The 25,893-nt window shown below is 69.5% G+C and carries 25 protein-coding genes and 1 tRNA gene; 13 read left to right on the top strand and 13 right to left on the bottom strand.

Annotated elements, in window-relative coordinates; translation table 11 throughout:
• The first annotated feature begins 96 nt into the window (after positions 1–96).
• From MWM08_RS21995 to MWM08_RS21975, 5 genes are all read left to right on the top strand, one after another.
• The gene (locus MWM08_RS21995) at positions 97–327 is read left to right on the top strand and encodes a DUF2171 domain-containing protein (RefSeq protein ID WP_244408644.1); all 231 of its coding nucleotides are present in this window, start codon (positions 97–99) and stop codon (positions 325–327) included.
• A gap of 330 nt (positions 328–657) precedes the next feature.
• Entirely contained in the window at positions 658–1,545 is an 888-nt protein-coding gene (ku, locus tag MWM08_RS21990) for a non-homologous end joining protein Ku (protein WP_244408643.1), read from the top strand.
• Position 1,546: 1 nt separating this feature from the next.
• Positions 1,547–3,985, top strand: coding sequence for a DNA ligase D (ligD, locus tag MWM08_RS21985; protein ID WP_244408642.1), 2,439 nt, complete (start codon positions 1,547–1,549; stop codon positions 3,983–3,985).
• A gap of 58 nt (positions 3,986–4,043) precedes the next feature.
• Positions 4,044–4,574: a hypothetical protein gene (locus MWM08_RS21980; RefSeq protein WP_244408641.1), complete on the top strand. Its 531-nt coding sequence runs from the start codon at positions 4,044–4,046 to the stop codon at positions 4,572–4,574.
• 12 nt (positions 4,575–4,586) lie between these two features.
• Positions 4,587–5,054 carry a DUF421 domain-containing protein gene (locus tag MWM08_RS21975; RefSeq protein ID WP_244408640.1) on the top strand — a complete coding sequence of 156 codons (468 nt, stop codon included), beginning with the start codon at positions 4,587–4,589 and terminating at the stop codon, positions 5,052–5,054.
• A 394-nt stretch (positions 5,055–5,448) separates the two neighbouring features.
• Here MWM08_RS21975 and MWM08_RS21970 read toward each other — a convergent pair whose 3' ends face one another.
• Entirely contained in the window at positions 5,449–6,264 is an 816-nt protein-coding gene (locus tag MWM08_RS21970; RefSeq protein ID WP_244408639.1) for an ANTAR domain-containing protein, read from the bottom strand.
• A gap of 16 nt (positions 6,265–6,280) precedes the next feature.
• Between MWM08_RS21970 and MWM08_RS21965 the strand changes: the two genes are divergently transcribed.
• Positions 6,281–6,436, top strand: a complete 156-nt coding sequence (locus MWM08_RS21965) for a hypothetical protein (protein WP_244408638.1) — start codon at positions 6,281–6,283, stop codon at positions 6,434–6,436.
• A gap of 14 nt (positions 6,437–6,450) precedes the next feature.
• Here MWM08_RS21965 and MWM08_RS21960 read toward each other — a convergent pair whose 3' ends face one another.
• Both MWM08_RS21960 and MWM08_RS21955 read right to left on the bottom strand, forming a co-directional pair.
• Positions 6,451–7,986, bottom strand: a complete 1,536-nt coding sequence (locus MWM08_RS21960; protein WP_244408637.1) for a sensor histidine kinase — start codon at positions 7,984–7,986, stop codon at positions 6,451–6,453.
• A gap of 65 nt (positions 7,987–8,051) precedes the next feature.
• Positions 8,052–8,630, bottom strand: coding sequence for a sigma-70 family RNA polymerase sigma factor (locus MWM08_RS21955; RefSeq protein ID WP_244408636.1), 579 nt, complete (start codon positions 8,628–8,630; stop codon positions 8,052–8,054).
• 1,221 nt (positions 8,631–9,851) lie between these two features.
• On the opposite strand from MWM08_RS21955, the gene MWM08_RS21950 reads away from it, so the two are divergent.
• Entirely contained in the window at positions 9,852–10,313 is a 462-nt protein-coding gene (locus tag MWM08_RS21950; protein ID WP_244408635.1) for a hypothetical protein, read from the top strand.
• A 52-nt stretch (positions 10,314–10,365) separates the two neighbouring features.
• On the top strand, positions 10,366–10,986 hold the full coding sequence (locus MWM08_RS21945; protein WP_244408634.1) for a hypothetical protein: 621 nt from the start codon (positions 10,366–10,368) through the stop codon (positions 10,984–10,986).
• A 595-nt stretch (positions 10,987–11,581) separates the two neighbouring features.
• Here MWM08_RS21945 and MWM08_RS26360 read toward each other — a convergent pair.
• Both MWM08_RS26360 and MWM08_RS21935 read right to left on the bottom strand, forming a co-directional pair.
• A complete protein-coding gene (locus tag MWM08_RS26360) occupies positions 11,582–11,749 on the bottom strand; it encodes a transposase (protein WP_255751421.1) in 168 nt (55 codons plus the stop codon).
• A gap of 28 nt (positions 11,750–11,777) precedes the next feature.
• A tRNA-Leu gene (locus tag MWM08_RS21935) sits at positions 11,778–11,864 on the bottom strand.
• A gap of 227 nt (positions 11,865–12,091) precedes the next feature.
• On the opposite strand from MWM08_RS21935, the gene MWM08_RS21930 reads away from it, so the two are divergent.
• The gene (locus MWM08_RS21930) at positions 12,092–12,661 is read left to right on the top strand and encodes a CarD family transcriptional regulator (protein ID WP_244408632.1); all 570 of its coding nucleotides are present in this window, start codon (positions 12,092–12,094) and stop codon (positions 12,659–12,661) included.
• A 55-nt stretch (positions 12,662–12,716) separates the two neighbouring features.
• Positions 12,717–13,664, top strand: a complete 948-nt coding sequence (locus MWM08_RS21925; protein ID WP_244408631.1) for an alpha/beta hydrolase — start codon at positions 12,717–12,719, stop codon at positions 13,662–13,664.
• Positions 13,665–13,667: 3 nt separating this feature from the next.
• Here MWM08_RS21925 and MWM08_RS21920 read toward each other — a convergent pair whose 3' ends face one another.
• The 5 genes from MWM08_RS21920 to MWM08_RS21900 all read right to left on the bottom strand — a co-directional run bounded on the left by MWM08_RS21920 (position 13,668) and on the right by MWM08_RS21900 (position 18,905).
• Positions 13,668–14,393, bottom strand: a complete 726-nt coding sequence (locus tag MWM08_RS21920; RefSeq protein ID WP_244408630.1) for a transporter substrate-binding domain-containing protein — start codon at positions 14,391–14,393, stop codon at positions 13,668–13,670.
• 64 nt (positions 14,394–14,457) lie between these two features.
• Positions 14,458–16,347: a bifunctional sugar phosphate isomerase/epimerase/4-hydroxyphenylpyruvate dioxygenase family protein gene (locus tag MWM08_RS21915; RefSeq protein WP_279323215.1), complete on the bottom strand. Its 1,890-nt coding sequence runs from the start codon at positions 16,345–16,347 to the stop codon at positions 14,458–14,460.
• A 12-nt stretch (positions 16,348–16,359) separates the two neighbouring features.
• A complete protein-coding gene (gene pcaG / locus MWM08_RS21910; RefSeq protein ID WP_244408629.1) occupies positions 16,360–16,995 on the bottom strand; it encodes a protocatechuate 3,4-dioxygenase subunit alpha in 636 nt (211 codons plus the stop codon).
• A 4-nt stretch (positions 16,996–16,999) separates the two neighbouring features.
• Positions 17,000–17,728: a protocatechuate 3,4-dioxygenase subunit beta gene (gene pcaH, locus MWM08_RS21905; RefSeq protein ID WP_244408628.1), complete on the bottom strand. Its 729-nt coding sequence runs from the start codon at positions 17,726–17,728 to the stop codon at positions 17,000–17,002.
• A 181-nt stretch (positions 17,729–17,909) separates the two neighbouring features.
• Positions 17,910–18,905 carry a Bug family tripartite tricarboxylate transporter substrate binding protein gene (locus MWM08_RS21900; protein WP_244408627.1) on the bottom strand — a complete coding sequence of 332 codons (996 nt, stop codon included), beginning with the start codon at positions 18,903–18,905 and terminating at the stop codon, positions 17,910–17,912.
• A gap of 158 nt (positions 18,906–19,063) precedes the next feature.
• Here MWM08_RS21900 and MWM08_RS21895 point away from each other — a divergent pair, with 158 nt between their 5' ends.
• Positions 19,064–19,945, top strand: a complete 882-nt coding sequence (locus MWM08_RS21895) for a shikimate dehydrogenase (protein WP_244408626.1) — start codon at positions 19,064–19,066, stop codon at positions 19,943–19,945.
• Positions 19,946–19,968: 23 nt separating this feature from the next.
• On the opposite strand, the gene MWM08_RS21890 is transcribed toward MWM08_RS21895, so the two are convergent.
• Positions 19,969–20,637 carry a TetR/AcrR family transcriptional regulator gene (locus tag MWM08_RS21890; protein WP_244408625.1) on the bottom strand — a complete coding sequence of 223 codons (669 nt, stop codon included), beginning with the start codon at positions 20,635–20,637 and terminating at the stop codon, positions 19,969–19,971.
• A 53-nt stretch (positions 20,638–20,690) separates the two neighbouring features.
• Positions 20,691–21,731, bottom strand: coding sequence for an LLM class flavin-dependent oxidoreductase (locus MWM08_RS21885; RefSeq protein ID WP_244408624.1), 1,041 nt, complete (start codon positions 21,729–21,731; stop codon positions 20,691–20,693).
• Positions 21,732–21,908: 177 nt separating this feature from the next.
• Here MWM08_RS21885 and MWM08_RS21880 point away from each other — a divergent pair, with 177 nt between their 5' ends.
• The gene (locus MWM08_RS21880) at positions 21,909–23,150 is read left to right on the top strand and encodes an NAD(P)/FAD-dependent oxidoreductase (protein ID WP_244408623.1); all 1,242 of its coding nucleotides are present in this window, start codon (positions 21,909–21,911) and stop codon (positions 23,148–23,150) included.
• On the opposite strand, the gene MWM08_RS21875 is transcribed toward MWM08_RS21880, so the two are convergent.
• A complete protein-coding gene (locus MWM08_RS21875; RefSeq protein ID WP_244408622.1) occupies positions 23,147–24,586 on the bottom strand; it encodes an amidase in 1,440 nt (479 codons plus the stop codon). The genes MWM08_RS21880 and MWM08_RS21875 overlap by 4 nt on opposite strands.
• A 73-nt stretch (positions 24,587–24,659) precedes the next feature.
• Between MWM08_RS21875 and MWM08_RS21870 the strand changes: the two genes are divergently transcribed.
• Positions 24,660–25,892: an aminotransferase class III-fold pyridoxal phosphate-dependent enzyme gene (locus MWM08_RS21870; RefSeq protein ID WP_244408621.1), complete on the top strand. Its 1,233-nt coding sequence runs from the start codon at positions 24,660–24,662 to the stop codon at positions 25,890–25,892.
• The last annotated feature ends 1 nt before the right edge of the window (position 25,893 follow it).

The following is a 25,893-nucleotide window of genomic DNA, read 5'->3' as shown; positions in this document are numbered from 1 at the left end:
CGGCAGCGGCGACGGTTTCATGTACTGCGTGAGGATGGGGGCGCGTTGGGGCCCGAATGCTTCCGCACCCAGGAAAGGAAACGGGACGTGAATGACATGAGCGACCAGATCCGCGAACACATGACCGTCGTTGCCAGCGACGGCGAACACGTCGGTATCGTCGATGGCCTCGAGGGCGACCAGATCAAGCTGACCCGCAACGAGGAAGGGATGCACCGCTTCCTGCCACTGGTCTGCGTCGCCGAGGTCGAGGGCGACGAGGTCCGGCTCAGCATCTCGGGGGCAGAGGCGCAACGCCAAGCGGACGAACCGGAAGCGCCGCTCTAGACGGTGGCGTGATGTCGCCAGGGTGGTCGCACCGCCGGCGCCTGGCGTCATCGACCGCTTGATGACGAACGACGACGCTCTCCGCGAGATCCGGCGCCATTCTGCTGCACGCGGGCAGTATGGTCGCTGGCTGGTGGTGCATCACCAGCGCGGACAGCGGTGCCGTGATGGCGACAGTCACCACCGTCCCGATGCGTGCGCGCCTGGTGGTTTGCCGCTTTCGCTCCCGCGCGGCGGAGTGCCGTGCGGTGTTCGACGCGCCGGCATGGGGAAGGGCGTACTGCGGTGCCCGTGCGTGCAACCGCAGCCACACCGCCGCGTTTCCGCTTCATGGCAACGCGTCCAAGCTGGGAGGGGCACCTGCGGCTGTCCCTCGTGTCGTGTCCCGTCGCGCTCTACAACGCGTCCTCGCGCGAGGGCGACGTCAGCTTCCGGCTCATCAATCCCACCACCGGCAACCGCGTGCGGCAACTGACCGTGGACGCCGAGACCGGCACACCCGTCGAGCGCAAGGAATTGGTGCGTGGCTTCGAGACGTCGAAGGACCGCTACGTTCTCCTCACCGATGAGGAGATCCGCAGCGTTAGGCTCGAGAGTACGCGCACAATCGACATCGAGCGGTTCGTCAAGCTCGAAGACATCGACCGGATCTGGTGGGAGGATCCCTACTATCTGGCGCCCGCTCAGAAGGCCGGCGTGGAGGCCTTCGTGGTGATCCGCGAGGCGCTGCGCGAGAGCGGGCGTGTCGCGCTGGGACGACTCGTACTGCACACCCGGGAACGCCTGGTTGCGCTCGAGCCGCGCGGGCGCGGCATCCTGGTGACCACGCTGCGCAGCCACGACGAGATCCGACCCGAGGAAGAGGCTTTCGCCGCCATCCCGGATCGCAAGGCCGATGCGCGGATGGTGGAGATCGCCGAGCAGATCATCGCCCAGCAGCACGGCGCCTTTGACCCTTCTGCGTTCGTTGACCGCTACGAGGATGCGCTGCGCGACCTCATCGCGCGAAAGGATGACGGCGGGGACGGCGGCGTCACCGCTCCGCCGCCGGAACCCGACAATGTGATCGACCTGATGGAGGCGCTGAAGCGCAGCCTGTCCGGCAAGGCGGCAAAAGCGAAGCCGGTCGCCGCCGCCGCCGCCGCGAAGGCGACGCCTGCGCGGGCCAAGGCCAAGGCCGCGCCGGCCGCGAAACCCGTGCGCCGTCGCTCGCGCTGACATGCCTGCCGGGCTCGACCGCTACCGGGCAAAGCGTGACTTCGCCCGCACTCCCGAGCCTGCCACCCTAGGTGCCAGGCCCGCCAAGGGCGGCGCACTGCGCTTTGTCATCCAGAAGCATGCGGCGCGGCGCCTGCACTACGACCTGCGCCTGGAATGGGGCGGTGTCTTGAAAAGCTGGGCCGTTACCAACGAACCGGTGCGCGACCCGGCGATCAAGCGGTTGGCCGTCGAGGTCGAGGACCACCCCGTCGAATATGCGCGCTTCGAAGGCAGCATTCCCGCTGGGCAGTATGGTGGCGGCACGGTCGAGATCTGGGACGAGGGCGCCTGGGCCCCGCGCGATGCCGCCCGGGTGGAGCAGGACCTCGCGGCCGGGCAACTCAAGTTCGTGCTGCTGGGCCAGCGGATGGAAGGCGGCTTCGCCCTGATCCGCCTGAAGCCGAAGCCGGGTGAGCGCAGCCCGCGCGCGAACTGGCTGCTGATCAAGGAGAACGACCCCTTCGTGCTGCGCGACGGCGCGCCGCCGTCTCCCGCGCCTGCAGAGCCGCCGCACCCGTTGCGCACGCGCGCCAGGGCCCGCCCGCTGCCGGACTTCCTGCCGCTGCAGCTCTGCCTGTCGGCGGAGACGCCGCCGGTCGGACCGAAATGGATCCATGAGCTGAAGCTCGACGGCTACAGGCTGCAGGTCGCGGCCGCGGGCGGGCGGGCCAGCATCCGCACGCGCACGGGGCTCGACTGGACATCCCGGTTTCCCGATATCGCCGCCGCCGCGGCCGGGCTGCCCGATTGCGTGCTGGATGGCGAGGCCGTGGCGCTGAACGACGACGGCGTGCCAGACTTCGCACTGCTGCAGGCCATCCTTTCAGGCGACAAGCACCACCCGATGGTGTTTTTCGCCTTCGACCTGCTGCAGAACGGAGCGCAGGACCTGCGTACGCGGTCCCAGCGCGAGCGCAAGGACATCCTCCGGACGCTGCTGGACGACCACACGGATTTCGGCACGCTGCGCTACGCTGAGGATTTCGCTGCGCCCGGCGATGCCATCCTGCGCAGCGCGTGCCGGCTGTCCATGGAGGGCGTGGTGTCGAAGCACGTCGACCGCCCCTACGCTGCCGGCCGCAGCGGCGCCTGGATCAAGACGAAGTGCCGCGCCTCCGAGGAAGTGGTGATCGGCGGGTGGAGCCTGAACCGCCACGGCACCGCCATCGGCGCCCTGCTGGTGGGCGTGCGGCGCAGCGGGGAGCTGGCATATCTCGGTCGCGTCGGCACCGGCTTCGGCGCCACGCAGTCGCGCCGGCTGCTCGGGCTGCTTGCACCGCTGACGCGCAAGGGCACGCCCTTCAGCGGCAAGCAGCCGGCGCGGCTGTCTGATGTCACCTGGGCTGAGCCCAAGCTGGTGGCCCAGGTCGCCTTTGCGGGATGGACGGACGAAGGCCTGCTGCGGCACGCCAGCTTCGTCGCGCTGCGCGAGGACAAGCCGCCGGAGGAGGTTGCCCTGGCCAAGCCAGCCATCGCCGCTGCCCCCACGCCCGCACCCGAGCGGCGGGCGAAGCTGAGCAATCCCGATCGCGTCCTGTGGCCGGCGACGGAGCGGTCGCCCATCGTCACCAAGGCGATGCTCGCGGACTACTACATGCGCATGGCGCCGCTGCTATTGCCCCAGGTGGCCGCCCGGCCGCTGTCAATCCTGCGCACGCCGGACGGCATCGACGGCGAGTCGTTCTTCCAGCGGCACGCCACCAAGGGCATGTCGCCGCTGCTGCAGCCGGTCGTGATCCCCGGCCAGCCGAAGCCCTATGTGACCATCCACGACGAGGGCGGGCTGCTGGCGCTGGCTCAGATCTCCGCGACCGAGCTGCATCCCTGGGGCGCGCGTGCTGCCACGCCCGAGGTGCCGGATCGTCTGGTCTTCGACCTCGATCCCGGGCCTGGCGTGGACTTCGCCACCATCCGTGCCGCCGCGCAGCGTCTGCGCGCGGTGCTCGACGCATGCGGAATGACCAGCTTTCCCCGCCTTTCGGGGGGGAAGGGCGTGCATATCGTGGTGGCGCTCGGGACCTCGCAACGTGGCGGCGCAGCGGGCTGGCCCGAGGCCAAGGCCTTTGCGCTGCACGTCTGCAAGCTGCTGGAACGCGAGGACCCAGCGTCCTTCACCACCACGATGTCCAAGCGGGTTCGCGAAGGACGCATCTTCCTCGACTATCTGCGTAACGCGTCGAAGGCGACCGCAATCGCAAGCTGGTCCCCGCGCGCACGCGCCGGCGCGCCACTCGCCCGGCCGATCAGCTGGACCATGCTGGCGAAGGCGACGTCGCCCGACGCCTACCGGCTCACGGAGCAGCTGCAGGCCAGGGCACCGCGTGATCCCTGGGTTGAGATGGAAGCCGCGGCGATTCCGCTGAAGCACGCCATCGAGCGCCTGAGGCGGCGCGCCTAGACACGCGCATCTTCGTTGCGGCAGCGCGCTTCTTTCGGCGGCAGAGGAGGGGCCGGACATGCCTGACAACGACGGCGCGACCGCGGCCCGGGTGACGACCGATGCGCTGCGTCGTGCGCGTGCACTGGTGTGCGACGAGCCGCGCGCGCAGCGACGCGTCTGGCGTGTGCAGCGGTTTGGCTGGGCGGCAATGGCCGTGTTCGTCGCCGCCGCCTGCGCGGGCGTGTTCGGAGCCGGCGGTCCGCTGACCGATCGACAGGCACGCGGCGGTCCCAGTGCGCCCGATGTGGCGTACGAGGGCGTCGTGCGCCTGTCCCGCGCCACGACCTGGTCGATCCTGCTGCCGGCCGGGATCGGTACGCTGGCGCTGGAAGCCTCCGCTCTGGAGCACTTCGAACCACGGCTGGTCGTGCCCCGGCCGATCGAGGAGCGCCGGGAGGAGAGCAGCCTGCTGATGATGTTCCACGCCTCCGGCGGCGGCCGGCTGCGGGTGAACATCGTCCTGACCCCCACCGCGCCGGGCCTGCATGAGGTCCGGCTGACCGCAGGGTCCGGCGGCGCGATCATGCGCATCGTGACCTTGCCCTAGCGGAGATCCGACATGGACACCGTGCTTCGCGCGGCGGCTGTCTACCTGGTGCTGCTGCTGCTGTTCCGCATCGCAGGCCGGCGGTCGCTGTACCAGATCACTACCTTCGACCTGGTACTGCTGCTGGTCATCGGTGAGGCGACGCAACCGGCGCTGCTAGGCGATGACATGTCAGTCACGACCGCTGTCATTGCCGTAACCACGCTGCTCACGCTCGACGTCGCCTTCTCCCTGCTGAAGCGCGACGTGCCGCTGGCGAACCGGGTGCTGGACGGGCGCCCCACGCTGCTCGTGCTGCACGGCCAGCCATTGCAGCGAGAGATGCGGTTGGCGCGCATCGAGCTCGACGACATCATGCAGGCGGCGCGCGAACGCCAAGGCATCGTGCAGCTCGAGGATATCGGGATGGCGGTGCTCGAGGTGGGCGGGGCGATCTCCGTCATTCCCCGCGAGGCGGTGGACAGAGCGACGGTGGGGTAGGTTCACGCCGGACGGTACGTCCAAGCCCAGGAGCGTCGTCCGCGGTGATGGCAGCGCCCCGGGGACCGGATGGCGTCACTGGTCGCGCACGTTGAGGCCTTCGGCCATGCTGAACCTTTCCCATTTCCGCCAGTTGATCCTGCCGTGACGCGATTCCGCGCACAACGGAAGTCTCCGCAGCGATGGCGGGCGGAGTCCCGTTGGACGGCGTCTGCGTTTATCCAGTTCACGACTATCCTGGCTGGGACAATGGGCGACACTGTCCCTGCGGTCCGATCGGCCTGCGCCATGGCCGCCGCTTCGCACGCGCAAGCCATGGCGAGGCGATTGCCCGGCTGGAGGCGGCCGGTGTTGGCGCGTCGCATCGATTCTGAAGGCGCGCCGGGGGCGGGCGTCAGGCGCCGATCGCTGCGAGCACCGCGGACCGCAAGGCCGACGACGAAAACGGCTTGCCCAGCGTGATGGGAAAGCGGTTCGTGCGTGGGCCAGCCGTGGAGATGAGCACCGCAGGTACATGATCCGCGTGTGGCGGGCCCGGCAGGCATTCTGCCAGGGTCGCCTCGGAGAACCCATCCGTGTCGGCGATCACGACCGCTGGCCGATGTCGTTCCATCAACAAAGGCAGGTCCCGGACGTTGCCAGCGGTCTCGACGCGCAGGATGCCAAGGCGCGTCACGATGGACCGTAGATCCATCGCCACAATCGCCTGCCGCGATACTACTATGGCGGTCTCGCGGCGTAGCCGGCGCAGCGTGGCCCGCCGTTGGACGAGGTAGCGTTCGTTCGAGATTCCCAGGACCCGTGGAGGATCCAAGCCGTGCGACGGCCCGATGCTGCCCAGCAGGACGAAGGCGCGTTCAAGCACCGACAAGCCGCGCAGCCGCCAGTTCAGGGCGCGCTGGGATTCACTCAGGCCCTCGCCGGTAAACCACTGCGGACCCGCGGAGGCGAGCTGTTCGTGAATCGCCGTCATCATTCCCTGAAGTCCGTCAGGCACGCAGTTCACGGAGATCATTTGCTCCAGATATGCTGCCAGCGCACGGTCTGCGGCAGGCGCCGAGCCGAGCGCCAGCAGCAGATATGCTCGTATGCGTTCTATATTCGCCGCAAGATCACCAACCACGGGACCTCCTGTCGGCGCGTGCATGTGGTTGAACGAGATGGCACAAGAACCATTCGCCGCTTCGCGAGTTTCATTCGCAAGCGACATAGTCCGGAGAAAGCAGGTGGCGACTGCCCGCATCCCGAACCCCACGACAACGGACCCGGCGGACGCCGAGCTAGATCGAGCGATTCGTGAAATCTACGGCGAAGCAATGCGAGAACCGCTGCCGCCAGAACTGCTGGTGCTTGTGCGAAAGCTCGCGGGCAAGGCGGGCTGACGCTTTTGCGCGCGTCACGCCGTGCGGGTCGGGAACACGAGCCGAACGCCCCGCCAAACACCCGTTACCTCCATTAGTCGTCCACCCACCTGGCGCACGAGGCCCGCAACGATCGTCTCGCCGAGGCCGGCATCCTGTGTCCGGATCCCGCCAGCGAGATCGGAGACATGCAGAAGTTCGCGCTGCTTCTCACCGTTGTGGAGCGTGATGGAGATGCAGCCAGAGGTCTCCTGAGAGGACACTGCCCTCAGCGACATTGTCGTCCACTCCGTTACCAGCAGAGCGATGGCGATCGCCTCGTCGGAGTTCAGCGGGGGCGGCGGAACCTTGACCTCGATCGAAACGCGACCGGCCAGACCATGCGCGGCAACAAGTCGATCGCAGATCGACCACAGCAGATGCCGCATGTCGGCAGGTCCGTCGGCATCGATGCATCGCAGCGACCGATGGACAGTCGCCACCGTGGCGACGCGCTCCTCTGCGTCCCGCAGGACATTGGCCGCAGAGCCGGGATCGGTCAGGCCATCGTCGATGCGGTCAGCCTCGATCCGCAGCAGCGACACGATCATCTGCAGGGTATTCGCGACCCTGTGGTTGACCTCATCGAGCAATAGGCCCCGTTGAGCGACGACTTCGGCCCACGCTTCATCCCGCGCCGCCATGGTGCACCCCAGGGCACGCACTTCCGGTGGCCAGGTGTCGATCTGCTGGGACCGCACGCTTCCTTCTGTGACGTGGCTCTCGAGCACACGCAATGGCCTGGTGAACCAGCGCCGCCCGCCGACGGCGATCATCACAGGGCCCCCTGCGACCATCACCGCCGCGGCCGCCATGAGCAGTAGCATGGCAGATGCCGGCACCTCAGGACGACGCGTAGTTGCCAGTAGGACCACGTCGTCGGTCACCGCCGCCCGCGCCGACAGCGTGCCCGCGCCTTCGGACGCCGAGGTGCCATCGGCGAAGCGGTGCAGAATAGTGCCGGAGCGATCGATCCAGCTGAGTTTCCAGTCTGATGGCGGAGCCAGGTCGACGAGCCGCGCCACGCTTGTGATGCCCAGAACCACGCCTGCTCGGTCGGCGTCGTCGTCAGGCAACGGATGGATCGAGACCATCAGGGGCGGCTCGCCGGTACCGGAGGGCGCCGGACCCATCCAGCGAGGACGCCGATCCGCCAACACCCGCGCGGTGAGCCGCGTCGCGACCTGCAGGGTGGCTACTGAGTCGGCGTCGGCGCAGGACACGTCACCGTCCCGCCCAACGACCACAAACACGACCAACAGTCGCGTTTCCGCGTGAGCGGCGCGAGATTCGGCGCGGCAGTCGGTTTCGAGGGACGGTGCGAGCCGGGCCACCGACGACGCGATGGCCTGATCGACTTCGGCAAGGGCGCGACGCTGCCGCGCAGCCATACCTTCGACCTGCTGCGAGAGCGACGACCTCGCCGCGTTGAGGTTGTCGTGTCGAATCATACTCACCGCAAGGCCTGCAACCGTGACCGCGAAGGCGGCGGCTGCCAACCACAGCAGAGCCAAGCGCACAGCGATGGGCATGCTTCCCCGCCCCGATGGTGGGTGAAGCAACAACGCTCATGTGTCGTGTCGGTTGCGGGCCACGTTCACACCTGAAGCAGCACGCGCAGCTGCGCCGAATCGCCGCAGCCGTCAGTCGTTCCCGGCTGTCGGAAATCCTCGTCAAGCAGCGCCTGGAGTTGGCGTCGCGCCCGGAACACTCGGCTCTTCACGGTACCGACGCGGCAGCCAACGATGCCAGCGACTTCCTCGTACGTCATGTCCGACCCGATGGCGAGGACGAGTGCCTCCATCAACACGGGATGGAGCGCAGAGAGTGCGGCGCGCACGTCGCGGCCGGCGGCAAGGCGTTCCTGCATCGCGGGCACCGCCAGAACATCCTCCGGAACGTCATCGATCGTAACCGACGAGGGGCGCTTCATGAAGGCGTTGTAGAAGCGGTTCCGCAGGATAGTGAAGGCCCAGGCGCGCAGGTTTGTCCCTGGCTCAAAGCGATCGCGAGCGTTCCACATGCGAAGCACGGCGTCCTGGACAAGGTCATCCGCATCGGCCTTGTTTTTCAGGAGCACCCTCGCATAGGCCCGCATCTGCGGTAGCAGCGCGATCATGTCCTGTTCGAACGGCATCAGCCCTCCATCCAGGAGACAACCGTCGAAATAGCTCATGGTTCCCGCCGTCGCGGGGTTACGTGAGTCGAGTTGCTCGCGCATCAATCGTAGGTGGCGCAAGGCGGCGCGCTGAATCCGGACATACGATAGCAACCGCTCCTACGCGGAACAGCGCGCCCGACGAGGGCGTGTGCCTGTCCGCCAGGAGAACCTGGATGTGATCACGGCTGATACCCCTGCGACCAGAGGCATAAAGGCGACCATCCGGAGGAGACGGTTCGTCGCAGTGCGTCCTGCGTCAAATGTTCCAAAAATGTCGCGCTGCATGACGTTGAGCAAATGGCGTGGAACCGCGATGCACATTGAACGTTGCCGTCACGAAGGGCGCGCATTGCCCGCTGTTGTCCTGGAGCGAGGTCATGAACACCCCGTACCCATTCCGTCGCGGAACACTCGCGCAGCACATCGCTATGAGTTCGCGCGTACCACGGGCTGCACCGCCCGACACGCAGCAGCCGGAGAAACCAGTTAATGTCCCGCGCGGCGAACGCGTGCCGCCGCTTGAAGGTTCGGCTGTAGTTCGGTCGCCCGTCAGTGCCGGCATGCGCTTGCTCAGCGGGACGCGATCGCCACGACAGTCAGAGAGCGATGAGCACACTCCGAGTCACGACAGCAGTGTCGTGCCTAAATGAGAAGATAGAGGTCATCGCGCGTTGGGGAGCATCGTCGTGAACCACGCCCCCCCTTCGTCGCGGTACACGACCCACCATGGTTCACCCGCATGCCGCGGCGGCATTGCAAAGCGCGCGAAGTGCCATCCGTGCGGCGTCTTCACCCGGATGGGTACGGTCAACGTTCGGAACATTGGATCCTCCTGCGACACCATCGTCGCTAACGCGCGAGCACCTCGCAGGTTAGCGTCGCTGGTCATCACGCCTTCGTTAGCGACTGAACTCGGCGAAGATCCAAGCAACCGGCTCAGGTTCGCCGACACACCGTCCGCGCAGAGCGCCATATGCCTGTATCGGGTATCGGGGTGCTGAACGGCGCGAAGTGAGTGGTCGCTCCTCTAGCACCGGCAAGGCCTGCGGCAGACCTAGGCCAAGCGCGCGCGCAGGCCGACGAGCGCGACGACCGTCCTATCTGTCATGACGGCATCGGCGACGCTGCGCGCTGATGCCAAGCGCGTGCGCAGCGGAACCTTCAGCGCCCCACCTTGTTGAGGAAGCACGCGCGGTAGCCCTGCCGCGACGTCACCACACAAAGGGAACGCAGTGCATGTACGCGACGAAAGCAGCAATTCTCCTGATGGCGGCCGCAATGATGGCCCAGCCTGGAGCGGCGTCCGCGCAAACCGCGGCGCCCGCGCCTGGCCAGACGGCGCAGCCGCCCGGGACGACCAACCCCGGCCAGCCGAGCCCGGCCGCACCGCAACGTCGGGGCGGGCTTCCCACCGGCGTTCAGATGGACGGCGCACCGGCTGAGGGCGCCAATAGTTTCACCGAGGGTCAGGCGCGTTCGCGCATCGAGGACGCCGGCTATACGCAGCTGAGCGGGCTGCGCCTCGACGAGAGCGGCGTCTGGCGAGGCCGCGCGTCGCATGGCGGCACGATGGACGACGTGGCGCTGGATTTCCGCGGGGTTGTCTACGCGGCGGCAGCAGCGCGCGCGCCCGCGGCGTCCTCCCAGCGAACAGCCACTCCGCAGCGTCCGGGTACAAGCCCGGCGTCGACGCGCTGAGCCGCAAGCAGACAGGAAGGACCTTCCAATGACGATACGCACCATTGCACGCATGTTCGACAGCCCGGCGGCCGCGTCCGCCGCGCTCCAGGACCTCGAGGCGGACGGCTTCACCGAGTCCGAGGTCAGCCTGGTGCGCGCCGGCGATGATTCGGCTGCAGCCGACAAGGATGGCAGTGCTGCGGCGACAGGCGCCACGATCGGCACGGTGGCAGGTGGCGGCGCCGGGCTCCTGGCGGGGCTCGGCGCGCTCGCCATCCCCGGCGTCGGGCCCATCGTGGCTGCTGGATGGCTCGTGGCGGCATTGACTGGCGCTGGGGCGCTCGCCGCGGCCGGCGGCCTGATCGGAGCGCTGATCGATTCGGGCGTGGAGCGGCCGGAGGCCGATGCGCTAGCCGAGGGCGTGCGCCGAGGCGGCACCGTCATCACGGTCCGCGCGGACGAACGGCGGGTGGTCGACGCCGAGCGCATCCTGGCGCGTCACGCCCCCATCGACACGGCGCTCCGCGCCGACGAATGGCGCGGCGATGGCTGGGTGGCGGGCGCCCAGTCGGACCCGCCGGGCAGGGTAGCGTCGCGCGCCGTCGACCGTACGGCCAGTACGAATATCTCGGGCGCGTACCCGGAACAGGGCGGATCCACGACGAGCGATCCGTTCGATCGCGGTCGTTGAGATTCCGCGCAAAGCAACGGCGGAGCGCGCGCGAGCGCGATCCGCCGTTGTAGCGAGGGACGAGGTATCCGACGCCCACCGCGGGGGTCGCGCTCGGCGCGGGCACTATGATCGAGCCAGCGTCACGGTCGGTTCGCTGTAGCAAGTGTTTGCGGGTGACCACGCTGCGGAATTGATGCGCACCGCGCGAACCCTGCCCCAACGTCCGATCCCGAGGCCACACGACGACCGTACCGTTTGAACCCAGTCTACGCATGTCGCTGTTGCATGTTGCGGCACCACGGAGATACGGCTGGGAAGACCAGCGCGGTTCCGAGGCATGCGTGAAGTCGGTGGCGTGCAGCGCGTATCCCCGGGCATCGTGGCGCTGGAAGGCCCGCCGTCTTCTCTACCCATGCGCTGTGGCGTGGATCTTTGTCATGAGGCCGCTGCGCTCGCGGCCGATTGCCCGTGCCGCAGCCCCCCTTTTTCCGCCTGCTGAGGCGCGCTGCGCCTTGACGGCGGAACTGCCGATCATCGCCACGTCGGCAGGACGCGTATCCGCCAGCGCGTGGAAGATGCGCATCCATAGCCCGCGCCCGCTCCAGCAGTTCCATCAGTTGTAGATCGTGGTCGGCGGGCCGTCGGTCGCCGGGCCGTCCTTCCAGCGGCAGCCCGAGCGAAGCACGTGCAAAATGCCGCTGATGACGCGCCGGTCGTCCACACGGCGCGCTCCGGGCCGGTTCCTCGGCAGCAACGACCGGGCGCTTGTCCCGCGCGGCACGAGCAGCAACCGCCGGCGCCGACGACTTTGGTGCGGGCGACCGGGATCGAACCGGTACTCTGTTGCCAGAAGCGGATTTTAAGTCCGCTGCGTCTGCCAATTCCGCCACGCCCGCTGCTGCCTTGAGGGGCGAACGCAAAGCTAGGGCCCGGTCCGACGATATTCAATTCGGCGTGTACCGGGGGCGCGGTGCCGCCGGTCGTCACCACCGGTGCCTGCACGCCCCATCCATTGCCGCGTGAACCGCTTCGTAGCCTCCGTGTGCAAGGGTGGCCATGGTCGGCTCCATCGCGCGGGGCGATTCACGCCCGCCAACCTCGCGAACGGACCAGGAGGCACACCATGCAGGCCGATGCGATTGCTCCCGCCGCACCTTCCGCCATCCCGCTCTCGTTGGCCGTGAACGGCCTTGCAGGCCTGCTCTCCGTGGGCGATGCGGTCGTCCATCCGGCGCATGGCGTGGGCCAGTTCGACGGTGTCGACGCGGATGAATTCGACGGCACGCGGCTCGAGTTCCTGCGGCTGTTCTTCGCCGAACGCCGCCTCACGCTGCGTGTTCCGCTGGGCAAGGCACAGCGCAATGGCCTGCGCCGCCCGATGGCGCCAGAGACCCTCGCCCGCGTTCTCGATGTGCTGGCCGGCACGCCGCGCAGCACGCGCGTCATCTGGGCGCGCCGCGCGGTCGAACTGGCTGCGAAGCTCAATTCCGGCGACCCAGTCGTGGTCGCCGAGGTGCTGCGCGACCTCGGCCGCAACGCTGGGCGCGCCGAGCAGCCGACCGGCGAACGCGTGTTGTTCGAACAGGCACTCGATCGCCTGGCGGGAGAGATCGCCGCACTCGAGGGCATTCCGCGCGCCGATGCCGCGTCGCGCATCCTGGCCCGATTGCAGCAGCGCCACGCCGCATCGTAAACGCATCCGGCGGGCCGGCGCAGGCCGCCGCGCCCGACTGGATGCAGGTGTCCCGATGCCCCTCGACCCCGGCGCGCAGAGCGTTCTCGACCTGATCCGTGCGGCGGGCCGTCCCCCGCTGCATCAGCTCACGCCCGCCGAGGCGCGCGCCGTCAATGTCGCAGCGCGCCCGGTCCTGCAGCCCGACCCGCCTGCAGTCGCGGCAGTTCAAAACCTGGCCTGTCCTGGCCCGGCGGGGCCTGTGCCGCTGCGCCACTATCGCAGCCGCGGCACGACGACGGGGTCCGTGCTGCCCTGCCTGCTGTATCTGCATGGCGGCGGATGGGTGATCGGCGACCTCGACAGCCACGACCAGATCTGCCGCAGCCTCGCGAACCACCTCGGTGCGGCGGTGATCGCGGTAGACTACCGCCTGGCGCCCGAGGCGCGCTTCCCCGCCGCGGTCGAGGATGCGGTGGCGGCCCTGCGCTTCGTCGTCGCGCAGGCGGCGCAGCTTGCGATCGACCCGACGCGAATTGCGGTGGGCGGCGACAGCGCGGGCGGCAACCTCGCGGCCGTGCTCGCGCTGATGGGCCGGGACGGTTCGGTGCCCGCGCCCGGCTTCCAGATGCTGCTCTACCCGGCCACCGACATGGCCGGGAACACGCCCTCGACGCAGCGCTTCACCGAGGGCTATCCGCTGACCGCGGCAGGCATGCGCTGGTTCATCGACCACTACGTGCCTGACCGCGCGCAGCGTATCGACTGGCGCGCCTCGCCGCTGCGCGCCGCCAGCCTGGCGGGTACGGCCGCCGCCTTCGTGATGACCTGTGGGCATGATCCGCTGCTCGACGAGGGTCTCGCCTATGCGCGGCGGCTGGATGAGGAAGGCGTGCATGTCGCGCACCTGCACGTCGCCGACCAGATGCACGCCTACCTGGGCATGGGCCGCATGATCCCGGCGGCCGACCTCACGCTGCGCCAGGCGGCCGCGGCGCTGCGGTTGCACTGGGGCCTGGACTGAGCCTCAGGCCGGCGGGGCGACCGAAAGCCCGTGTACGCCGTGCCTGGCAATCAGGCTCGCGACCAGGCCCGACGCCTTCGCCTCCTCCACGAAGCCGTGCAGGAAGGCCGCGGCGGCGGCATTGGCGCGCGGCGTGCCGATCGCCTGCTGCACCGACATGAAGCGTCCGTCCAGGATGCGTGCGCCGGGCAGGGCCGCCGCATCCGCCAAAAGGCGCGGCCGCAGCCCGGCCAGCGCTTCCAGACCCTGCGCCGTGAACAGGTCGAAGGCGCCGTCGATGCTCTCGGCGCGGATCAGCGTCGCCGCCTGGATGTTGCGGTCGAGCCAAAGGTCATAGGCCGCGCGCGCCGTGCTCGCGACGCGCACTCCCGCGCGGTCGACCTCCGTGAGCGTCGTGATCGGCGACCCGGCCGGCACCAGGTACGTCGCCTCGATCTCGGCATAGGCGGCGGTGAAGGCGATGGTCTCGGCGCGCTGCGGCTCGGCGCCGATCAGGCCGATGTCCCAGGCATCCGTGCCAGCCGCGTCGGCCAGCGTGCCGGGCCGCGGATAGGGCACGAAGCGCACCGGCACGCCGAGCCTCGCGGCAACTGCGCGCGCCATGTCGGGGGCCACGCCCTCCGGGCTGCGATGCTCGTCCCGCCCGGTCACCAGCAGGAAGTTGCCGAGGTTGATGCCGGCGCGGAGCACGCCGTGCGGTGCGAGCTGGGCGAGGATCTCGGGCGTCATGCGGGCTTCCGGTGCTGGGCGGCGCAGTAGACGCCGCGCGCCGTGGCGCGGCAAGCGGCCGGGTTCAGTCCATCGCGGCGCGGCCGCCCGGGCGCGCGTCGCGCCGCTGCGCGGCCATGCGCACCGGCGCGTTCACGGCGCCGAAGCCTGTGTAGCCGTCCCGGCGTTCCGCGATCTCCATGAAGATGCGGTCGCGGAACTGCCGGGTATAGGCATGCAGGAACACGCCGCCGGCGGCGTCGCGGTCGTACAACAGGTGGCGCCGCTGCAGCGCCATGAGCTCCGCATCATCGAGGCCCAGGCGCGCGGCGAGGTCTTCGTAGTAATTCTCCGGGATGTCGAGCATCGGTGCGCCGCGTGCCGCCGCGGCCTCGGCCGCAGCCGCCGCATCGGCCACGGCGAAGGCGATGTGGTGCACGCCCGCGCCCGCCAGCGCGGAGACGAAGCGCCCGGTGCCGGTATGCGTGCTCTCCGAGACATTGAGAGGCAGCCGGACGCTGCCATTCTGCGCCACGAAGGCGCGCGAGCGCACCAGGCCGAAGGGATCGGGCAATTCCCACAGGGTTTCCGCCTGCAGCCCCAATAGTGTCCGGTAGAACAGCACGAAGCTGTCCATCATGCCCGGGGCCACCGCCTCCGCCGCGTGGTCCACGCCGAGCAGTGGCGCGGGTCCATCCGCGACCGGCGTGAGCTGGAAGTCGTCCTCCCAGATCGGCCGCTCACCCCTGGCAGGGTCCGCCACGAGGTACAGCAGGGTGCCGTCGGGCTGGCGGATGGCCGGGATGTGGCGTTCGCCCTCACCGGTCCGCTCGCGCCAGACCGGGTAATGCAGCGCCTCCGCGCGCGCGACGACGCGCTGTGGGTCGTCCACGCGCAAGGCCAGGGCGCAGACGGTCGGGCCGAGCTGTTCGAAGCGCTCGGCCGCCGCGCTGTCGGGTTCGGCGTTGAGCACCAGGTTGGCGCCGCCATTGCGCCACAGCTCGACATCCTTGGAACGGTGGAGCCCCACCCGCGCGAAGCCGAGGCTACCGAGGAAGCCGCCGAGCTGTTCGCGTGCCGCGGCATCCACCGCGAATTCGACGAATTCGACGCCGCCGAGCTCCGGCAGCGACGGCATGGCCACCTGGCCCACCTGTTCCTCGAGCCAGAGCAGGCTGCGCAGCCCATCGCGCGCGATCCGCCGTGACGGCGCGGCGCGGAATTCGTCGTTGAACACTTCGAGGGATAGCGTCCCGCGCCATCCGGTGCCGAGCAGGTCCCGCAGGAAGCGCGCGACATCAAGTTCGCCCTGGCCGGGGAATAGACGATGATGGCGGCTCCAGCTCAGCGGATCCATCGCGAGGCGTGGTGCGTCGGCCAGTTGCAGGAAGAACACCTTCTCCGGCGGCACCGTCGCCGCCAGGCCGGCGAGGTCGTCGCCCAGCGCCAGCGTATGAAAGCTGTCGAGGCACAGGCCGAGCGCGGGATGGTCGGCCGCGCGCACGATCTCCCAGGCCTGGCGCCAGCGATTCACGTGACGGCCCCAGGCCAGCGCCTCGTAGCAGACACGCAGGCCGCGGCGTGCCGCGCGCTCGGCCATCGCATGCAGATCCGCGGCGGCACGCGCCGGGTCGTCGATCGCGCCAGGCTGCGTATTGGAACACACCAGCACCAGGTCGGTACCGAGCGCCTGCATCGTGTCGAACTTGCGCTCCGCACGGTCCAGGTTGCGGCCGCGCTGTGGCTCGGGCATCGCCTCGAAGTCGCGGAAGGGCTGGAAGATCGAGATGCCGAGGTCGAGATCCTCGCAGGCCTGCCGCACCTCGGCCGGTGTGCCGTCGAAGGTGAGCAGGTCATTCTCGAAGATCTCGACCGACTGGAAGCCGGCTGCCGCCGCCGCCTCGAGCTTGTCGTGCAGGGCACCCGACAGGCAGACGGTGGCGATGGATTTCGGCAGGCGCGCCGGCTCGGTCATGGGGGGCCTCCGTCAGGCGTCGAAGAACACCGTCTCGCCTTCGCCCTGGAGGCGGATGTCGAAGGTGTAGACCGGGTGGCCCTCGTGCAGCGCATGCGCTGCGATGAGCGTGCTGCGGCGGGCCGGTTGTTCAACCAGCCGCAGCACTGGGTCCTCGGCATTGGCGGCGGCCTCGTCGGCAAAATACAGGCGCGTCAGCAGGCCGAGGTTGATGCCGCGCGCGACGAGCCACAGCGTGATGTGCGGCGCCATGCGCGAATGGCCGCTGCGCCCGGCGGTGCGGCCCGGCTTGATCGTTTCGAAGGACCACAGCCCCGTCTCGAAATCCGTACCGGTGCGGCCCCAGCCGCGGAAGGTCTCGTCGCGCGGACCCGTCTGGCGGTCGGCGGGGTGGTTGAAGCGGCCATGCGCATCGGCCTGCCAGATTTCGACCAGGGCATCGCGCACGAGCGCGCCGGTGCCGTCGAAGATGCGGCCCTCGATGCGGATGCGCGTGCCCTGCGTGTCGGGGCCGACCAGCGCCTCGCCGAGGGTGTTGTCGAAGATGTCGAAGCCGGCCTGTCGCGGGATCAGGCCGATATGCACGTAGGGACCGGCGGTCTGGGACGGCGTCTCTGGCAGGTAGCCCAGCGTGTCGTGCGGTATCATGGCGTCAGTTCCCCTGCAGGCGGTTCTCGAACAGCGTGGAGCGCGATCCGCGCAGCACGATGTCCCAGCGATAGGCGAGGGTATGCAGAGGCACCGATGCATGGAGGTCGAGCAGCGCGACCAGCCGCTCGCGCGCCGCGGGGTCGGGCACGGTCTGCAGGATGCTGTCGTGGCGCAGCAGCGGGTCGCCTTCGAAGTACATCTGCGTGATGAGGCGCTGGGCAAAGCCCGACCCGAAGACCGAGAAATGGATATGCGCCGGACGCCAGTCGTTGATTCGGTTCCGATAGGGGTAGGGGCCTGGCTTCACCGTACGGAAGGCGTAGCGCCCCTCGGCATCGGTCAGGCAGCGTCCGCAGCCGCCGAAATTCGGGTCGATCGGCGCGTCGAAGTTGTCGTTGCGGTGGCGGTAGCGGCCGGCGGCATTGGCTTGCCAGAACTCCACCAGCACGCCGGGCAGCGGGCGCGCGCCGCCGTCCAGGACGCGGCCATGGACGATGATGCGCTCGCCCACCGGCGCGCCACCGTCGCGTGCGTAGTTGCGCACCAGGTCGGCATCAAGCGGGCCGAGCTCGTGCTGGCCGAAGACGGGTCCCGTGACCTCCGACAATGAGTTCTGCAGCGACAGCAGTGGGCGGTGCGGCGCGCGGAAGACGCTGGTCTTGTAGATCGGCGTCAGGGCCGGCGGGTGTGCGGCTGGGTCGCGCGCGACGAATTCGCTCTCGGCGGTCAAGGTCGTTCTCCCTTCCTCAGGCCATGGCGGCGGGGCTGGGCTCGCTGCGCGCAGCCAGGCCCTCAGGCTTGATACGCGCGGCATTGGACGGCGCCGGCGTGCCGCGGTCCAGGCGTATCTTGTCGTGCCGGCGTGGCTGGTGCCGCGATGCGGCAGCGGGTCGCCCCGCCGCCGCGGCGCTTCATTCGGTGGTGATGCCGCGGGCGCGGATCAGCTCGCCCCACTTGCTGCTCTCGGCCCGGAAATAGGCCGGCCACTGTTCGGGCGTGCCCGGGGTGGGAAAGATGGAGTTCTGGCGCAGGCGCTCCAGTACCTCGGGGTTGCGCATCACCGCGTCCTTCGCGGTGGCGAGCCGCGCGACGATGGCATCGGGCGTGCCGGACGGCGCGAGCAGCGCGAAGTTGCTCGTCGCCTCGAAGCCGGGGAAGCCGCTCTCGGCGATGGTCGGCACGGTCGGCGCGAGCGGGTTGCGCGCAGGGGTGCTCACGCCGATCGCTAAGATCTGGCCGGCCTGCATCAGCGGCAGCGCAGTCACGCCGTCCACCATGGCGACCTGGACCTCGTTGGTGATCAATGCCTGCACGGCGGGCGCGCCGCCGCGATAGGTGACGTTCTCGATGCTGATGTCGGCGCTGCGCAGGAACAGCTCGGTCGCGAGATGCGCTGACGATCCTGCGCCGGAGGAGGCGTAGGACATGCGCCCCGGCGCCTCCTTCGCCTTCGCGATCAGTTCCGCGATGTTCGAGACGCCGATGCGCGGGTTGACGCACAGGAAGATCGGCGAGACGGCGACGCGCCCGATGCCGACAAAGGCGGTGTCGTCGTCGTAGCCGCGGTTGGGGAACAGATGGCGTGACATCGCGTAGGTAGAGTTCACGCCGAGCAGCAGCGTGTAGCCATCGGGACGCGCGCGCGCGACCGAGCCGTGGCCGACCGTGCCGGAGGCGCCCGGCCGGTTGTCCACCACGACATTCCCGCCGAGTTCGCGCGACATCCCCTGCGCCACGACGCGGGCCACGAAGTCTGTCGACCCGCCTGGTGCCCAGGCGACGACGATGGTGACCGGGCGCGTGCCCGGATAGGCAGCCACTTGCGCGGAAGCCCGGTGCGGACGCAGCGCGCCGCCGGCGACAAGCGTGAGGGCCGCGAGGCCCAGGCGACGACGATCGAGCGACATGCGCTTTCTCCGTGGACGATTTCCCTGCGCGGACCGGACGGCGATGCCGTGTACGGTTCCGCGTTGACCTGTATGTACTGGTTAGTACAAAATGACGTCAAGCGGAATTCGGCGCCACCATCGCAGCGCCGTCCGCACCGGCCAGGAGGACAGTCCACATGACCCTTTGCGATCGTCTGCCCCCCGTGCTGGCCGGGCTGATCGGCTCGGGCATCGCCGGGTCGCGCACGCCGGCCATGCACGAACGCGAAGGTGCCGAAGCCGGGCTGCGCCTGGTCTATCGCCGCATCGACCTCGATGCGCTCGGCCTTGGCCCGGCGGCGCTGCCGGACCTGCTGCGGGCCGCAGAATGGATGGGCTACGCTGGCCTCAACATCACCTACCCCTGCAAGCAGGCCGTGGTGCCGCTGCTCGACGCGCTGTCGCCCGAGGCCGAGGCGCTGGGCGCGGTGAACACGATCGTGTTCCAGGATGGCCGGCGGATCGGCCACAACACCGACATGTCGGGCTTTGCGGAGGCGTTTCGCCGCAGCCTGGCCGGTGCGCCGCGCGGGCGCGTGGTGCAGCTCGGCGCGGGCGGGGCTGGGGCCGCGGTCGCGCATGCGCTGCTGACCGAAGGGGTGGGCTGCCTTGTCGTGGCAGACACCGACACGACCCGCGCGGAGGCGCTTGCCGAGGCTATGCGCGCGCGCTTCGGCGCCGGGCGCGCCATGGCCTGCACCGACCTGGCCGCCGCTGTGGCCGTCGCCGACGGCGTCGTCAACTGCACGCCGATGGGCATGGCGAAGCTGCCCGGGTCGCCGCTGCCGCCGGCCCTCCTGCACGCGGCGCTCTGGGTCGCGGACATCGTGTACTTCCCGATCGAGACCGAATTGTTGCGTGCCGCCCGCGCCGCGGGGTGCCGCACGCTCGATGGCGGCGGCATGGCGGTTTTCCAGGCGGTCGGCGCCTTCCGGCTGTTCACGGGCGTTGAGCCCGATGCTGCGCGCATGCTGCGCCACTTCGCGGAGCTCTCGGCGGCGCCCCAGCTCCTGGCCTGAACGACGCCGTCCAGGGCGCGTGCTCAGTCGCCCGGACGGACGTAGCGCAGCACCGCCTCGGCGATCATGTTGCGGTGTGCCGCGATGCTTTCGGGCTGTTGCAGGTCGCGGCCGAATATGGCGCGCAGCGTGTGGCGGTTCGACACGCGGTAGAAGCAGAACGACGAGATCAGGATGTGCAGGTCGAGCGGATCGAGCGCCGGCCGGAAGACGCGCGCGCGCTCGCCGCGCGCGATCAGGGCGCGCAGCGTGCTGATCACCGCCGCGTTGCGTTCGCGAATGACCGGCGAGGCCGCGACGTTCCGTGCATCATGGATGTTCTCGACACTCACCAGGCGCACGAATTCCGGGTGGTTGCCATGATGGTCGAAGGTGATCTCGACCAGGCGCCGCAAAGCTTCCAGCGGCGGCAGCGCATCGAGGTCGAGCGCCGATTCCGCATCGCGCATGGCGCCATACGCGCGTTCCAGCACCGCCGCATAGAGCTGCTGCTTGCCGCCGAAATAGTAGTAGATCATGCGTTTGGTCGTGCGGGTGCGCGCCGCGATGTCGTCCACGCGCCCGCCGGCGAAGCCCTTTTCGCTGAATTCCGCAGTCGCGGCGTCGAGAATATCGAGCCGCGTGCGCTCGGGTGCGCGGGTGCGGGCGGTGCGCGCCGGCGCCGCTGGGTCACGCGGGGATGCGGGAGGCATACGACATTGAACCGCCTGGTCCGTTCGCACGCAAGCGAAGGACGGTAGGGGTGTCAGCGCCGCGCCAGCGGCATCACCTCGGCGGCGAAGCGGCGCATCTCCGCTTCGAAGGGCTGGAACTGCAGCATGAAGGTCTCGATGCCAGCGTCGTGGAAGGCACGGATCCGATCCGCCACCTGCCGATAGGTCCCGACGAGCCCCGCCGCCGTGCCGCCATTGGTGCCCACCCGCGGCGACTTCGCCATGGTCTGGTGCATCACCACGGCGGGATCGATGTGGATGGCCTGGCGCGCGAGGACCGGCTTGTCGAGTTCGGCAAGCCGCGCGAGGCGTTCGTAGGCCGCGACTGCCTCCTGTTCGGTGGGGCGCGCGATCACGAACGCCGACAGGCCGTAGCGCAGCGGTGGGCCGGTGCGCGGGCGGCGGGCGACGTCGGCGATCAGCGCCGCGACATCGTCGACCGGTTGGCCGTTGATGAACCAGACATCGGCCTGCGCCGCCGCCAGTGCCCGCGCGGGTTCTGATTCGCCGCCGACGTAGATGCGCGGTCGCGCCCGCGTGGCCGCACGCGGCAGAATGACGGCGTCCTGCACGGCGAAGTGGGCCCCGGCGTGGTTCACGCGTTCCCCGCGCAGCAGCGGTTCCACGACGCTCAGCCATTCCTCGCCCAGCGCGTAGCGCGCGTCGTGTTCGGGAAAGGGCAGGCCGGCCTTGTCCATCTCCGCCCGGTTCCAGGCGTTGACCAGGTTGATGGCGAAGCGGCCGCTGCTGATCTCCTCGATCTGCAGGGCCATCTTGGCCAGCACTACGGGGTTGTAGAGCAGGGGCTTGATGGCGGTGATGATCTCGATGCGGTGCGTGAGCGCGGCGAGTGCGGCCGAGGCGCTCCAGGCCTCGAGCTGCCCGCGTTCGGGATCGTAGGGGTTGAAGGTGTGCTGCGCGACAAGCGTGCAGTCGAAGCCCAGCGCCTCGGCCTCCAGCACCAGGGCGCGGTTGCGCGTCCAGGAGGCGTCGAAGGGTTCGTCCGGGTCCTGGCGCGCGGCGCGGCTGCCATGGACCAGGGCCCAGATGCCGAAGCGGGGCGGTGCATCCATCAGCGGGGTCTCTGGCACATCCGGCGATCGAAGCGCTCGTGTGTCGCCCTGGCAAGGGTCTCGCGACGATCGCGCATGTTTCGTGCGCCGCGCTGCGCGTCGATCGCCGCGGCATCTTGATCGGACGCGGCACGCGCCTGCACAGTCCGCCCCGACAAATGCAAGGACCGCGCAGGTATGGCTCCATCGGTGATCGTGCTCGGCGCAGGGATGGTCGGCGTCTCGGTGGCGCTGCATCTCCGGCGCCGCGGTTGCGATGTCGTCCTGGTGGACCGGCGCGCGCCGGGCGAGGGTGCGTCCTTCGGCAATGGCGGGTTGATCCAGCGCGAGGCGGTCCATCCGCACCCGTTTCCCCGCGCGATGTCGGAGATCCTGCGCATCGCGCGGAACCGGTCGATCGATGCATCTTACCATCCGCTTGCTTTGCCGGGCTTCGTCTCGCCGCTGCTGCGCTACTGGTGGCATTCGGAACCGGCGCGCTACCTCCATGCGGCGCAGGCCTATGCACGGCTGATCGTCACTTGCATCGACGAGCACCTGGCCCTGGCGCGCGACACGGATGCGATGCCGCTGCTGCGCCCGATCGGCTGGATGCGCCTGTATGGCGACCGGTCACGGCTCGATGCCGCCGTCGCGCAGGCGGAGATTGCGCATCGGGACCACGGCGTGAACTTCGTGGCGCTGGATGGCGCGGGCGTCGCGGCGGCCGAGCCGCACCTCCTGGTTCAGCGCGCTGGTGCCATCCACTGGACCGATCCGCTGTCGGTCAGCGACCCGCACGCGCTGACGCTTTCCTATTCGCGGCAGTTTACGGGGCTGGGCGGTCGCATCGCGCTCGGCGACGCCGGCAGCCTGCAGCGATTCGGATCGGGCTGGAGGCTGCGCACGACGAATGGGCCGGAGGACGCGGCACAGGTCGTGATCGCGCTTGGCGCGGCCGCGGGGGAGACGACCCGGCGCTTCGGCTACGCCCCGCCGCTGTTCGGCAAGCGCGGCTACCACATGCACTACGGCCTGCGTGGCAACGCAGTATTGAACCGCCCCGTGCTCGATACCGACAGCGGATTCCTGCTGGCACCGATGCGTGCCGGCATCCGGCTGACCACCGGCGCTGAATTCGCCCGCATCGATGCCCGGCCTACGCCCGTGCAACTCGACCGCGCCGAGCCTGTCGCGCGGACGCTACTGCCCCTGCAGGACCGCGTCGACGCCACGCCCTGGATGGGTGTGCGCCCCTGCACGCCGGACATGCTACCCGTGATCGGCCCGCTGCCGGGCCAAGCCGGCGCCTGGTGCGCCTTCGGCCACGCCCACCAGGGTTTCACGCTGGGTCCGACGACCGGCCGGCTGCTGGCCGAGATGATGACGGGCGACCAGCCCTTCACCGATCCCACGCCGTACCGCGCCGATCGCTTCTAGGTCAGCGCCGGCGTGCGGTGAGCCCACGGCATCGCGCGCTCGAGCAACGCGCCGACGCGCAGGACATCTGCCTCTGCGCCCCAGCGCCCGACCACCTGCACCGCCGTCGGCAGCCCATCCGCGCCAAAGCCGGAGGGCAGCGATATCGCGGGATGCCCGGTGAGGTTGAAAGGATATTGTGGCGAGGTCCAACCTTGCCGCGTGATGCCACAGGCCACGCCATCGACCATCACGTCGTCATTCGCGGCATCGAAGGCAGCGGGCAGCGCTGTGCGCGTCATGGTCGGCATCACCAGCATGTCGTACCGGTCGAACAGGGCCTGCACCGCGCGGAACAGCCGCGTACGCGCGAATTGCGCGTTGCGGAAGTCGGCCAGGGCGAACTGCGCGCCGCGCTCCATGAACGCGACGGTGACCGGGTCCATCCTGTCGCGCCATTCCGGCAGGTACGGCGCGCAGAAGACGGCGAAGTTCGCCTGGTAGAGCACGCGGCCTTCGTATTCGATCCAGTCGATCGGATCCTGCACCTCCTCGACCACCGCACCCATGACCGCCCAGGCATCGAGCGTAGCGCGGGTATTCGCCGCGACATCCGCCGCGACGCGCGGATTTGCGCAACGCGGCACATAGCCGATGCGCAACGCCGACAGATCCTCGCCCATCAGCATGGGTGACATCGGCCGCGCCGCGCCCGCTGCACCGAGGCTCCAGGGGTCCAGCGCGCTCGGGCCGGCCAGGACGGCGTGCATCGTCGCCGCATCCGTGACACTGCGCGCGAGAGGCCCGGCATAGGTGTTGTTGCCGAAGGCATCGCGCGCCGTATCGGCGGGCACCAGGCCCAGCGTCGGCTTCAGCCCGACCACGCCGCAACAAGCCGCCGGCCCGCGGATCGACCCCGCGCCATCGGTGCCGAGGCCGAGCGGGCCGAGCCCCGCTGCCACCGCCGCGGCCGCCCCACCCGAGGAACCGCCCGAGGTGCGATCGAGATTCCAGGGATTGCGCGTCACGCCGAAGGACGGCCCATCGGTCAGGCCCTTCACGCCGAATTCGGGCGTGGTCGTCTTGCCGATGATGATGGCGCCGGCCCCGCGCAACCGCGTCACCAGCACGTCGTCCCGGGCGGCAGGCTTTGCCTGGGCATGGATCGCCGAACCATGCGTGGTGCGCAGCCCCGCGACATCGAGCAGGTCCTTCACGTGCACCGGCACGCCATGCAGCGGGCCGAGCGGTGCGCCGGCCATCACCGCCTGCTCGGCCGCGGCCGCAGCCGCGCGCGCGCGGTCTTCGTCCAGGGCAACGAAGCAGTTGAGGCGTGGCTGCGTGCGTTCGATCGCCGCCAGCACCGCCGCAAGGTATTCGACAGGCGATAGGCGCCGGCTGCGGATCAGCGCCGCGGCGCGCGTAGCCGACATGAACAGCAACTCGTCGTCGGACATCGGTCTCTCCGGTGCGGTTCCCGGCAACGCGGCGCGGGACTAGGCTCGCGGTATTCATCCAGCGAGAGCCGACATGCCGCAAGACTGCGCCAACAGCATCGATGCCGCGCTGCGCGGCCGTGCGCGTCGCGTCATTCCAGGCGGTCTCTGGGGGCATCTCAATGCCGCCAACCTGCCCGAGGGCTACCCGCAGTTCTTCGCTTCCGCCGAGGGATGCCGGCTGCGCGACGCCGATGGCCGTGAATTCGTCGACCTGATGTGCGCCTGGGGTCCGATGGTGCTGGGCTACCGCCATCCGGCGGTGGAGGACGCCGCGCGCCGCCAGGCCGAGCGCGGCGACGCGATGAACGGGCCGGCCCCGATCCTGGTCGACCTGGCGGAGACGCTGGTCGACATGATCCCGCATGCCGACTGGTGCCTGCTTGAGAAGAACGGCACGGATGCGACCACCGCCTGCGTCACCATCGCCCGCGCCGGTACCGGGCGGCGCAAGGTCCTGGTCGCGCGCGGATCCTATCATGGCGCGGCACCTTGGTGCACACCCTCGCTCGCCGGCGTCACCGCCGAGGATCGCGCGCATATCCTGCACTTCGACTACAACGACGCAGCGTCACTGCAGGCAGCGGCGGAGGATGCGAAGGGCGACCTCGCCGCGGTGATCGTCACCGCCTTCCGGCACGACATGGGGCGCGACCTCGAGCTGCCCGACCCGGCCTTCGCACAGGCGGTGCGCGCGGTCTGCGACGCCGCGGGCGCGGCGCTGATCCTGGACGACGTACGCGCCAGATTCCGGCTGCACCTGGGCGGGTCCTGGGAGACGATCGGCGTGCGCCCGGACCTCGCGGCCTACAGCAAGGCGATCGCGAACGGACATGCGCTCGCTGCCGTGACCGGCAACGAGGACTTCCGCGATGCGGCAACACGCATCTACACTACCGGTTCGTTCTGGTGCGCGGCGGTGCCGATGGCCGCCGCGGTCGCGACGCTTGCGGAACTGCAGCGCATCGACGGGCCTGGCCACATGCGCGCGATGGGCGAGAGGCTTCGCGCGGGGCTGGATGCGCTCGCGGCGCGTCACGGCATCGGCATCCGCCAGAGCGGTCCGCCGCAGATGCCGCTGCTGCTGTTCGACGACGATACCGAATGGCGCCGCGGGTCGGTGTTCTGCGCGGCCGCGCTGCGTGCCGGCGCGTATTTCCACCCGAAGCACAACATGTTCCTCTCCTGCGCGCATACGGCCGCCGATATCGACCTTGCCCTGCAGGCGGCGGAGGAAGGCTTCGCCGCCGTCGCCTGCATGGGCTGAG

The organism is Roseomonas fluvialis, assembly GCF_022846615.1.
GTDB lineage: Bacteria > Pseudomonadota > Alphaproteobacteria > Acetobacterales > Acetobacteraceae > Neoroseomonas > Neoroseomonas fluvialis.
The sequence above is the reverse complement of the archived record's forward strand: the minus strand, read 5'-3'. Positions and strand labels throughout refer to the sequence as shown.